Raw genomic sequence first — 10,792 nt, 5'->3', positions numbered from 1 at the left:
CGCGTTCCCCGCTGCCCCCGCAATCGTTTCCGCGATGGATAAGGCCGAGATCCGTTCCGAAGCCTTCCGCCGCCGTAAGGCGCAGGCGGAGAAAGAGGAGGTCAGCGCCCGCATCCTCGATCGGGTCCGCGCCCTGCCGGAGTACCGGCAGGCCCGCATCGTGCTGTACTACGTCGACGCCCGCAGCGAGGTCCGCACCAAGGCCGCGCTGCCCACGGCGCTGGCGGACGGCAAAACGGTGCTGGTGCCCTGGTGCAACGACGAGGGCCGGCTGGAGCTGTTCCGGCTCACGGACATGAGCGAGTTGGAACTCGGCATGTACGACATCCTCGAGCCCGCCCCGCGGCTGCGGCGGCGGCCGGATCGCGTGGCGCTGGCGAAGGACCTGGACTTCGCCCTGATCCCCGGCGTGGCCTTCGACGACCGCGGCGGCCGCGTCGGGCACGGCAAGGGTTACTACGACAAGCTGCTCGAAGGCGTGCGGCCGGACTGCCCGCTGGTCGCCCCGGTGTTCGAATGTCAGTTGTTCGACCGGGTGCCGACCGACGACCACGACGTCTATATGGACTTCGTCGTCACCGAGGAACGCGTGCTGGAAGGCCTCGGCCGCGCGGGCTGAGCGCTCTACTTCGGCCTTCAAAACGCAAGCGTCCCGGACCCTCGGAGGGTCCGGGACGCTTTTACGTTGATCACACGAACCGTCAGGCCTTGGGGCCGTCGGGGATCTGGGCCGGGGCGGCGGGGCCGAACTTGGATTCGGCGTCCGGGGCGTAGGCGAGCATCTGGCCGGTTCGCCAGGATTCGTTCGCCAGGGCGCAGGCCGTGATGCCGTACACGCCCAGTTCGATCGGGCAGTTCAGCTTCACGGACGGGTCCCGCAGGTGGGCGTGCAGGTTGGAGTGGTGCAGGCTGATGTCCTCGGCGCCCTGGGCGACGTATTCCTCCAGCACCTCGCCGTCCTTGTCCTTCGCCACCCAGCCGGCGGGGCCGCCCACGCCGCCCTCGCCGGTGAAGGTGAGGGTGGCCCGGTAGCCGCGGATCTGGTGGGGAATCTCCACTCGGTTGCTCTGCGTGCCGAGGCAGTAGACCGTCATCCCCTCCGGGGCGGAGAGCGCCTCGGGATAGGTGAGGATCATCTCGAAGTTGTCCGGCATGTCGCGGCCGTCGGGCCACTGGAAGATCCCGCCCATCCCGACGACGCGGCTGGGGAACTTCAGGCCGCAGGCGACGAGCAGCCGCGTGAGGCGGTGCACGAACAGGTCCGTCGCCACCCCGCCGGAGTACTGGCTGTGGCAGCGCCACTCGAAGTAATGGTGCGGGTTCCAGGGGATCGCGGGGGCGTCGCCCAGCCAGGCGGTCCAGTCGAGGTCGGCCGGCTTGGGCATCTCGGAGTTCAGGCCCGGCTGGCGCCACGGGCCCTGGTCGCCGTAGCGGCGGACGTAGTTGATTTGCGCCTGCACGACGCGGCCCAGCACGCCGCGCTCGATTGCCTCCGCGGCCGCGGCGTAGGAGTCCCGCGAGGTCCCCTGCACGCCGACCTGCACCGGCAGGCCGGTTTCCTGCTGAACCTTGTACACCGCGGCGGCCTCGGCGGCGGTGTGGGTCAGCGGCTTCTCGCAGTACGCCGGCTTGCCGGCCCGCAGGGCGGCGGTGAGCATCAAAGCGTGCTGGTGCTCCGGCGAGGCGATGGTGACGTAGTCCACGTCGGGGTCGTCCAGAATCGCCCGGTAATCGACCTCCGCCCGCACCGGCAGCTTTTTCTCCCCGCCCAGCGTCGCGGCGCCCTGTTCGGCGCGGGTCTTCCAGCAGTCCGCCACGGCGATCGGCTGGAGGTTGTCCTGCTCAAGGAGCCCGGCGAGGGAGCGAAGGTGTCCGGTTCCCATCCCGCCGGCGCCGATGAGGGCCACGCCCAACCGGTCGTTCGCCCCCTGAATGCGGGCGTAGCTGCGGGCGGGAAAGGCCGTCGCCGCAACCCCCGCGGCGGAGGCCGCCAACCAGGAGCGGCGGGAGAGCGAGCCGGCGGCGGGGGCCGGGCCGGCGGCGTTCGCGGCGGCGGGGGTCGTTACGGGCTTCGTCACGGGGTTCGTCACAGCGGTCGGTCGAAGGGAAAACGGACGCCGAAGCATAATCGGCCGCTCGCCCGATTGTCCCCTGTTCCCGGACCGTCGACCCCGAACCCGACCGGCCCCGGTTACAAACTGCCGCTGCGGAACACCCCGTACACCAGCCACAGCCCCAGCAGGCTGCTCAGCAGGAAGATCGGCACGGCGAACCAGAAGCTCTCCGGCACGCTGCGGATCAGCAGGGCACTGGCGAGGATCAGCGAACTCATCGCCAGACTGATCGCCAGGCGGTTGCCGGCCCGGTCGATCTCCCGCGTGAGGGTGTCCAGCCCGCTCACGTCGAGTTGCACCCGCAGTTCGTCCCGGCTGAGTTTTTCGAGGGTCCGGCCGAGTTGGTGCGGCACCGCGGCGGCGAGGCTGGCCAGTTCGCCCGCCTCCCCGGCGAACCGCTTCGCCAGCCGCTTCGGGTCCAGCCGTTCCTTGAGGAGTTGCCGGGCGAACGGGACGAGGTGGGCGGCGAGGTTGAAGTCCGGGTCCAGCCGCCGCCCGGTGCCCTCCACGCTGACCGCCGCCCGCACCAGCAACATGAGGTCCCCCGGCAGGCGGATGCGGTGCCGGCTGAGCAGCGACAGGAAGTCGCCCAACACCGCCGCGACCCGCAGCCGGGCCAGCGGCACGTTGTAGTGGGTGGCGAGGAACTCCCGCAGGTCGGTGCGGAGGGCGGTTTCGTCGACCTCCATCATCGGCGTGCCCAGCGCCTGCAAATGTCGGCTGACCCCCGGCACGTCCCCCCGGGCGACCGCGGCGAGCAGGTCCACCAGCCGGTCCCGCACTGATTCTTCCAAGACCCCCACCATCCCGAAGTCCAGCAGCCCGATCCGGCCGGCGGGGTGCTGCGGCGTCGGCGGGATCACGCGGACGTTGCCCGGGTGCGGGTCGCCGTGGAACAGGCCGAAGGAGAACACCTGTTTGAGGAACACCCGGGCGCCCTTCGCCGCGATCTCCGCCGGGTCCAGCCCCCGCCGCCGCAACGCCGCCGGGTCGTCCGCCGGCAGCCCGGCGAGCCATTCGGTGGTGAGGACGGCTTCTGTGGTGAGTTCGTCCCGCACCGCGGGGATGCACAGATCGTTGGAGTCCGGCCCGAACAGCCGGGCGATCTCCGCGGCGGAGTTCGCCTCCCGGGTGAAATCGACCTCCCGGCGGATCGTCCGCGACAGGTGCCGCACCAGCCCGGCCGGGTCGAACACCTTCAGTTCCGGCAAGCGGCGCTCGACCAGCACCGCCAGATCGAACATCAGGCTCAGGTCCCGTTCGACCTCCGCCTTCACCCCCGGCCGACGCACCTTCACGGCCAGTTCCGCCCCGTCCCGGCCGACCGCCCGGTGCACCTGCCCCAGCGAACCGGCGGCGACGGGGATCGGATCGAACTCCCGGAACGCCTCGCCGACCGACAGGCCCAACGCCGCCTCCACCGCGGCGACGGACTCCGCCGGGGGAAAGGGGGGCACGGTCTCGCGGAGCTTCGACAGCTCCGCGATCACGCCGGCCGGCAGCACGTCCGGCCGGGTGCTGGCGACCTGCCCAAACTTGATGAAGGTCGGCCCCAGGTCCTCCAGCGCCATGCGGAGCCGTTCCGGCGTGCTGTGTTCCGGCCCGGGGTCCGGGTCCTTCCGCCAGAAGAACGCCCGCCGGCCGAAGTCCAGATACCGCCGTAACCGCAGCCGACGGACCGCGTCGCCGAACCCGTGCCGCACCAGCACCGCGACGATCTCCCGCCCGCGGTTGAGGTTGCGCAGCAGACGGACGGGGCGGGGGGCCATGCGGTGAGTCTACGTCACTCCAGCGGAGTCCACTTCAGTCGAACCGGCGTCGCATTCACCTTCACGCGGAACAGGGCGTAGGGCGTCTCGCGCAGGTCCTCCCCCCCGTGAAACTTCGCTTGCCGGTGCAGTTGATTGGCCGTGACGTACAAAAATTTGTCCGCCCCCAGCGACAGCGTGTCCGGCCAGAGCAGGCGGGGGTCGTGGAGAATCGTCTCCAGCGTGCCGTCCGCCCGGCGGGCGACGATCGCGTTGTCCTCGTAGTTCGTCAGGTAGAGCGTGTCCTCCGTGTCGGATTCGAGGCCGTCGCTGGCGAAGCCGAGGTCGCCGTGGTCGGTCACGGATCTGAGCGTCTCTTCATCCGTGGCGTTGCGGTCGTCGAGGATCCTCGTCGGCAGGCTATAGAGCCGCCGACCGGCGAGCGCGCGGAAATACAGCATGGGCTCCGGCGCCAGCGCGGAGAGCCCGCCCTCCGGGCGGTTGATCGTTAGGGCGATGCCGTCGCTGCCGGTGTCCAGCGGCTGCGGCTGGCCGTCCTCGGGACGTTGGAGCAGGGGACGGCCCTCGACGATCGGCAGGAAGTTCGGTTCCGGCCGCACCGGCTTCGTCTCGTGCAGCCGCCGCCAGCTGTCGCCGCTGGCCAGATCGACGACGATGATCCCGCCGTGGGGGGCGCTGTCGGTGATATACGCCGCCCCGGCCTCGCCGCGGGTCAGGTCGAACCGCATGTCGTTCAGATAGGTCGTCGGCAGGGCGACGTCGGCGGGGAAGACGATCTTTTTCACCGCCTCGCCGCTGTCCGGATCGAAGGCGATCAGCTTCGGCCCGCCCGGCTGAGCCGGTTGAAATTCGACGCGGCCGGTGTCCAGTGCCCAGATGCGACCGGCCGGGCCGACGACGACGCTCTGGACGCTGATGAGCCTGTCCGAGTCGCCCATCCCATCGAACTGCTGCATCGCCGCGGACGGGTACGGGACCGCCGTTCCATCCTTCAATTCCGCCAGCGTCGCCGGCGGATCGTCGCCCCAGCGGGGGAAGTTTACGAAGATGCGACCGGACGGGTGGACGCTGACCCCGGTCGGCATCGGCCCGTCGAAGGTCGCGACGAGCTCGGGCGAGCCGACGGGGCGTTCGGCGGGCAGATCGGCCGGCGAGGCGGTCAGGGCCGCGAGGAGTAGCGGGGCGAGCATCGGGAGGCGTCGTGAAAGAGCGAACGCCCGACGATAGCCGCGACCGGCCGCCCCGCCCCCGGGGCGTCCCCCGAACCCGCCACCGGGACAGACGGGGCTCCCGGCGTTCACATCACGCTCACGCTCACATCACGCTGAAGTAGTTCGCCACGGCGAAATCGAACGACTCCGAGGTCAGCGTCACCGGCCGTTGTTTATAGGCGCAGTAGTTCCGCACCTGCATGAGCAGGTCGCGGGGCTGACAGCAACGGTACGGGCGCTTCGCCTGCACGTAGTGCGTTTCGATCAGATATTCGACCGCCTCGGAATCGAAGTCGATTTTCAAGGCGCCGCACATGATCTTCATCAGCGCCGTGAACTCCTCCCGCGAGGGGTCCGGCACCTCGATCTTATAGGGGATGCGCCTGAGGAAGGCCCCGTCCACCAGGTCGCGGGGCTCCAGGTTCGTGCTGAAGACGATCAATTGATCGAAGGGCACCTGCACCTTTTTGCCGCTGGGCAGGTTCAGGAAGTCGTAGCGCTTTTCCAGGGGAACGATCCAGCGATTCAGCAGCACGTCGACCGGCATCGTCTGCCGGCCGAAGTCGTCGATCACCAGCGTGCCGCAGTTCGATTTCAATTGCAGCGGGGCCTCGCAGATTTTCGTGATCGGATTTTGCACGACCTCCAGTTCCTGCATCGTCAATTCGCCGCCGGCGATCACCGTGGGACGGACGATCTTGACCCACCGGGCGTCCACCCCGGACAGGTCCAGCAGTCCGTCGCCGAGCCCGGCGTTCACCTCCTCGTGCAGGCCGGGGTCGAACAGGCGGAGGACGTCCCCGTCCACGGTGATCGTGCGGGGAATCCAGATGGCGCTGCCGAAGGCCCGGGTGATGCGTTCGGCGATGCTCGTTTTCCCGTTGCCGGGCTCCCCGAATAAAAACATCCCGCGGCCGCTGTTGATCGCCGGGCCGAGGCGCTCGAACATCGCCTCGTTAATGAGCAGGTCGCTGAAGGCGGCCCGCAGCCCCGCCTCGGTGGCCACCTGCCCGGCGATGCTCTGGGCGCTCATCGCCGCGAGATATTGCTCCAGCGGCACCGGGGCGGCGCCGAAGTAGGTGCATTCCCGGGAGAACTTCGCCGCCGCGGCGCGGCCGGCCTCGGTGATCTGATAATGATAGTCGCCCGCCTCCGCCGCCCCGTTGAAGGTGAGGTATTGGGCCTTGCGCAGCTTGCTGACGATCGGATCGACGATCGTGAACGGCAGTTTGATCTGACGGCAGACCGCCCGCCCCGACGCCGACCCGACGTTCAACAAATATTTCAATACGAGGCGTTCGACGTCGTCCTCGGTGAGGCCGGCCTCCTCGAGCGTATTGGGGGAGGGGGGCCGGAACTCGGGGGCGTCCTCGGCGGAGGGCGGCGGGCCGAGCAACGCCTCCACGCGGTCGTACAGCGCCGTGAGCCGTTCGGCGGCGCCGGGGCCGTCGCCGGCGGCGGCCTGGGCGGCGGCGGCCAACGCCGCCGGATCCACCCCGGCGAGCACGTCGCGGGGATCGTCGAAGTCGGTCGCCGGGCGGCGCGGCGCGGCGTTCTGTTCGTCGGCGACGGCGTGCATCAGGGCCGTCGCCGCCGCGGACGCGGACGCGGGGCGCGCCTCGAGGCTTTCGTCCGTCCGCTCCGGCGGCGGATCGCCGCCGCGCAACCGGGCGAGAAACTCTGCGGGGGCGAGGGTCGCGTCGGCGAGCAGAGACATCGGAGACCGGAACCGGGGCAGGGAACCCTCGACCGTAGGTCACGCCGCCCCGTCGCGTGGCGGAAACGCAACCACGTAGCGGACAGTCCCCGCCCCTCCCCCCGCCGGCGGTGCGTCCCTGCCGGTTCTAACGGGCGGATCGGTCCCGGCGCTTCGAAGCCATACCAGCCCGACGCGCACGCGTCGGCGGTGCGTCGTCTCGATTGTCGGTACGGGGCGCATCGCTCCGCGACGGCCGAGGCGTGCGCGTCGGGCTGGAAATGATCGAGCTCAGAACGTGAGGGCCTTGCCCACGCAGCCGCGGTCGGCGCCGCTGACGGTGGCGGCGAACTCCGCCAGGTAGCGGCGGTCGTGCGTGATCGCCCGCGGGGGGAGGGCGGCCCGGCGGCGGGCGGCTTCCTCCTCGCTCACCGCCCAGGTCAGCGTGCCGGCGGTCAGGTCGAAGGCGATCTCGTCGCCGTCCTCCACCAGCCCGATCGGTCCGCCGGCGGCGGCCTCCGGGGCGCAGTGCACGCCGATCGCCCCGTGACTCACGCCGCTGACCCGCGTGTCCGACAGGAACGCGACCTTGCCGTCCAACTCCGGCGTGCTGAGGGCGGCGCTGGCGACCAGCACCTCCGGCATCCCGGCGGCGATCGGGCCCAGCCCTCGCAGCACCACGACCGTCCCCGGCGTGACCCGCCCGGCCGCGGCGGCGTCGGCGACGGCCTTCGCCTCCTCGAACACCAGCGCCCGGCCGCGGAAGCGGGGCTCCTTCAGGCTGCTCACCTTGAACACGACGCCCCCGGGGGCGAGGTTGCCGAAGCAGATTTGCAGGTCGGCGGCGGCGTTCAGCGGGGCCTCCGGCGGGCGGAGGAACTCCTCCGGGCCGACGGGCGGGAGGGCGATTTCCGCGTGGTTCTCCGCCAGCGTGCGGCCGGTCACGGTGACGCACTCGCCGTCCAGCAGACCGCAGTTCAGCATGTGTTTGAGCAGAACCGGCGTCCCGCCGAGCTTGTGCAGGTCCAGCATCGTGCCGGCGCCGCGGGGGGCGAACGCGGCCAGCACCGGCGTCTCCCGGCAGATCCGCTGGATATCGGTGAGGGTGAAGTCCACCCCGGCCTCCGCGGCGAGGGCGAGCAGGTGCAACACCCCGTTCGTGCTGCCCCCGCTGGCGCAGAGGCTCCGCATCCCGTTCTCCAGGGCGGCTTTGGTGAGGATGTCCCGCGGGCGGAGGTCGAGCCGCAGCAGGTTCGCCATCACGGCGCCGACGGCTTTGCACTCCGCCTCCTTCTCCGGCCCGACGGCGGGGTTGGAGGCGGAGTAGGGCACGCTGAGCCCCATCGCCTCGCAGGCGACGGCCCAGGTGTTGAAGCTCGCGTTGATCCCGCACCCGCCGGCGCCGGGGCAGGCGGTGCGAATGACGGCGTCCGCGTCTTCCTGGCTCATCGAGCCCTGCTGGGCCTTCGCCTGACAGTCGTAGACGTCGAGGATCGTGGTGTCCCGGCCGCAGTGGTTGCCGGGCAGGATCGAGCCGCCGGAGACGATCAGCCCGTGATCGTTGAGCCGAGCGAGGGCCATGGCGAAGCCGGGGCCGTTCTTGTCGCAGCAGTGCAGGCCGACGAGGCCGTCGTAACGGTGGGCGCTGCACACCATCTCCGCGGCGTTGGCGATCGCGTTGCGGCTGGGCAGGCTGGCCCGCCCGCCGGCGTGGCCCTGCGTGATGTTGTCCGAGACCGCCGGCGTCCCGAAGGCGAACGCCAGCAGCCCGGCTTCTTCGCAGCCCTCCCGCACCCAGCCGGCGAGCTGATGGGCGTGCAGGTTGCAGAGGTTCCCGTCCAATAGCGGGGTGCCGACGCCGATCTGCGGGCGGTCGAAGTCCGCGTCGCTCATCCCCAATCCGTAGTAGAAGGCGGTCACGCCCTTCTGCCAGCCGCGGGTCAGCTCCCGGCTGTTTCGGTTCAGCGAGGCCGAAGCGGCTTGGGGAGAAGCGGGCGGAGACGAAACGGAGTCAGGCATGGGCGCCGGCGCGGCGGGGCGGACGAAGGCGGGCTAAACTGGCGGCAGTATGCCCGCAGATCCCGCCCCCCGCGCTTCCTCCCTGAACGACTCGCCCCCCGACGGCCCGGTTCCGCACAGAACGGGCGCCGTGCTGCTGATCGGGATGCCCGGCTGCGGCAAGAGCACCGTCGGCCGCCCGCTGGCGGAGCGATTGGGCGTGCCGTTCGTCGATCCCGACCTGCTGATCATCGCCGGCGAGGGGGCGACGGTGTTGGGCGACGTCTCCGAGAACCTGGACCGGGCCGGGTTCCTCGAACTGGAAACCCGCTACAACCTCGACGTGCCGGCCGAGCCGTCGGTGATCGCCCCCGGGGGGAGCGTGATCTACTGCGATCCGGCGATGGAGCGGTTCCGCACGTTCGCCACGATCGTCTGGCTGGACGTGCCGGTGCCGGCGCTGGAGGCCCGGCTGGGCTGCCTGAAGGAGCGGGCGGTGGTGATGGCGCCCGGGGCCACGCTGCACGACGTCGCCGCGGAGCGCCGGCCGTTTCTGGAGAAGTGGGCCGACCTACGCATCGACGCCGACGACCGCAGCCCGGAGTCCCTCGCCGCGGAGATTCAGGAGCGGGTTGCGGGGTGACTCCCTGGTTCGCCGTCACCGCGAGGCGGCGCGCGTCGGTGAGCAGGCGCGCCGCCTGACGGCGACGGCGAACCCGGCGGGAGCGAACCGGGGGGAGCGTGCTGATGAAGAGGGCTCGCCTGCCGGCCGCGGTTCCCTGCGGGGCGGTTGGCCGCGTACAGTCCACGGCTCTCCCCGCCCGCCTCTTTCGCCGCGTCGTCGCTCGTGTCCGTCTCCGCCTCGCCCTCCGCCATGCTCGACGCCCCGGCGCCCGCCCGCTCCGCCGGCCGCCGGTCTACCGACAACGTCAACGTGCGGGAGTTCACCCCCCTGATCAACCCGAGGCAACTGGCGGAGGAGTACCCCGCCTCGGACGCGGCGCAGGCCACGGTGGAGAACGGCCGGGAGCAGATCAAAGCCGCCCTCGCCGGCGAGGACGACCGGCTGCTGTGCGTCGTCGGCCCGTGCAGCATTCACGACGAACAGGCCGCGCTGGAATACGCCGGCAAGCTGCGGGCCGTCGCCGACGCCACCGAAGACCGCCTCCTCATCGTGATGCGGGTCTACTTCGAGAAGCCCCGCACGACGGTGGGCTGGAAGGGGCTGATCAGCGACCCCGGCCTGAACGAGCAGTTCGACATGGCCGAGGGTCTGCGGAAGGCCCGGCGGATTCTGCTGGAGATCGCCGAACTGGGCCTGCCCACGGCCACCGAGATGCTGGAGCCGATCACCCCGCAGTACATCGCGGACCTGATCGCCCTGGCCAGCATCGGCGCCCGCACCACCGAAAGCCCCTGCCACCGCCAGATGAGCAGCGGGTTGAGCATGCCGGTCGGCTACAAGAACGGCACCGACGGCTCCCTGCAAACCGCCCTGAACGCGATGACCGCCGCCCGGGCCGGGCACAGTTTTCTCGGCATCGACCCGCACGGGCAGACCTGCGTCGTCCACACCGCCGGTAACCCCTGGGGCCACCTGATCCTCCGCGGCGGCAATAACGGCCCGAACTACGACGCCGAGAGCATCAAGCAGGCGATCGCCGGCCTGGAGAACGGCGGTCTCCCCCCGCGGTTCCTGGTGGACTGCTCGCACGCCAACAGCGGCAAGGATCCGCTGCGCCAGCCGGCCGTCTGGAACGACGTGCTCAGCCAGCGGCTGGGCGGGGCCGGCTCCCCGCCGAACCCGTCGATCCTGGGCATGATGCTCGAATCGAACCTGTTCGAGGGCGCCCAGAGCCTCACCCCGGACCCCGCCGACCTGAAGTACGGCGTGAGCGTCACCGACGGCTGCCTCGGCTGGGACGCCACGGAGAAACTGCTCCGCGAAACCCACGCGAAGCTGTCATCCGGGAAAGTGTAGTCGGAGGAAATTTTAGCGCACCG

The 10,792-nt window shown here is 70.6% G+C and carries 8 protein-coding genes; 3 read left to right on the top strand and 5 right to left on the bottom strand.

The features are described 5' to 3' along the window. The first annotated feature begins 34 nt into the window (after nucleotides 1–34). The gene (locus CA12_RS10145; protein WP_145358841.1) at nucleotides 35–619 is read left to right on the top strand and encodes a 5-formyltetrahydrofolate cyclo-ligase; all 585 of its coding nucleotides are present in this window, start codon (nucleotides 35–37) and stop codon (nucleotides 617–619) included. Between the two features lie 82 nt (nucleotides 620–701). On the opposite strand, the gene CA12_RS10140 is transcribed toward CA12_RS10145, so the two are convergent. From CA12_RS10140 to CA12_RS10120, 5 genes are all read right to left on the bottom strand, one after another. Then, nucleotides 702–2,078 (bottom strand): Gfo/Idh/MocA family protein, encoded by a 1,377-nt coding sequence (locus CA12_RS10140; protein ID WP_242688190.1) that lies wholly within the window; start codon nucleotides 2,076–2,078, stop codon nucleotides 702–704. Nucleotides 2,079–2,191: 113 nt separating this feature from the next. Further along, nucleotides 2,192–3,883: an ABC1 kinase family protein gene (locus CA12_RS10135; RefSeq protein WP_145358839.1), complete on the bottom strand. Its 1,692-nt coding sequence runs from the start codon at nucleotides 3,881–3,883 to the stop codon at nucleotides 2,192–2,194. Between the two features lie 14 nt (nucleotides 3,884–3,897). Next, nucleotides 3,898–5,073: an L-dopachrome tautomerase-related protein gene (locus CA12_RS10130; RefSeq protein ID WP_145358838.1), complete on the bottom strand. Its 1,176-nt coding sequence runs from the start codon at nucleotides 5,071–5,073 to the stop codon at nucleotides 3,898–3,900. 124 nt (nucleotides 5,074–5,197) lie between these two features. After that, nucleotides 5,198–6,811 (bottom strand): ATP-binding protein, encoded by a 1,614-nt coding sequence (locus CA12_RS10125; protein ID WP_145358837.1) that lies wholly within the window; start codon nucleotides 6,809–6,811, stop codon nucleotides 5,198–5,200. A 270-nt stretch (nucleotides 6,812–7,081) separates the two neighbouring features. After that, on the bottom strand, nucleotides 7,082–8,809 hold the full coding sequence (locus tag CA12_RS10120) for a dihydroxy-acid dehydratase domain-containing protein (RefSeq protein WP_145358836.1): 1,728 nt from the start codon (nucleotides 8,807–8,809) through the stop codon (nucleotides 7,082–7,084). A 49-nt stretch (nucleotides 8,810–8,858) separates the two neighbouring features. Here CA12_RS10120 and CA12_RS10115 point away from each other — a divergent pair, with 49 nt between their 5' ends. Both CA12_RS10115 and CA12_RS10110 read left to right on the top strand, forming a co-directional pair. Beyond that, nucleotides 8,859–9,431 carry a shikimate kinase gene (locus CA12_RS10115; RefSeq protein ID WP_145358835.1) on the top strand — a complete coding sequence of 191 codons (573 nt, stop codon included), beginning with the start codon at nucleotides 8,859–8,861 and terminating at the stop codon, nucleotides 9,429–9,431. 231 nt (nucleotides 9,432–9,662) lie between these two features. Next, nucleotides 9,663–10,769: a 3-deoxy-7-phosphoheptulonate synthase gene (locus tag CA12_RS10110; RefSeq protein ID WP_145361418.1), complete on the top strand. Its 1,107-nt coding sequence runs from the start codon at nucleotides 9,663–9,665 to the stop codon at nucleotides 10,767–10,769. Nucleotides 10,770–10,792 lie beyond the last annotated feature (23 nt).

It is taken from the genome of Alienimonas californiensis (assembly GCF_007743815.1).
Taxonomy (GTDB): domain Bacteria; phylum Planctomycetota; class Planctomycetia; order Planctomycetales; family Planctomycetaceae; genus Alienimonas; species Alienimonas californiensis.
Note: the sequence above shows the minus strand (reverse complement) of the source record. Positions and strands in the feature narration are given on the sequence as shown.

Bases quoted from the DNA above. Each gene is read 5' to 3' on its own strand.
- CA12_RS10145 (WP_145358841.1), top strand. From the start codon at position 35: ATGGATAAGGCCGAGATCCGTTCCGAAGCCTTCCGCCGCCGTAAGGCG.
- CA12_RS10135 (WP_145358839.1), bottom strand. From the start codon at position 3,883: ATGGCCCCCCGCCCCGTCCGTCTGCTGCGCAACCTCAACCGCGGGCGG.
- CA12_RS10130 (WP_145358838.1), bottom strand. From the start codon at position 5,073: ATGCTCGCCCCGCTACTCCTCGCGGCCCTGACCGCCTCGCCGGCCGAT.
- CA12_RS10125 (WP_145358837.1), bottom strand. From the start codon at position 6,811: ATGTCTCTGCTCGCCGACGCGACCCTCGCCCCCGCAGAGTTTCTCGCC.
- CA12_RS10120 (WP_145358836.1), bottom strand. From the start codon at position 8,809: ATGCCTGACTCCGTTTCGTCTCCGCCCGCTTCTCCCCAAGCCGCTTCG.
- CA12_RS10115 (WP_145358835.1), top strand. From the start codon at position 8,859: ATGCCCGCAGATCCCGCCCCCCGCGCTTCCTCCCTGAACGACTCGCCC.
- CA12_RS10110 (WP_145361418.1), top strand. From the start codon at position 9,663: ATGCTCGACGCCCCGGCGCCCGCCCGCTCCGCCGGCCGCCGGTCTACC.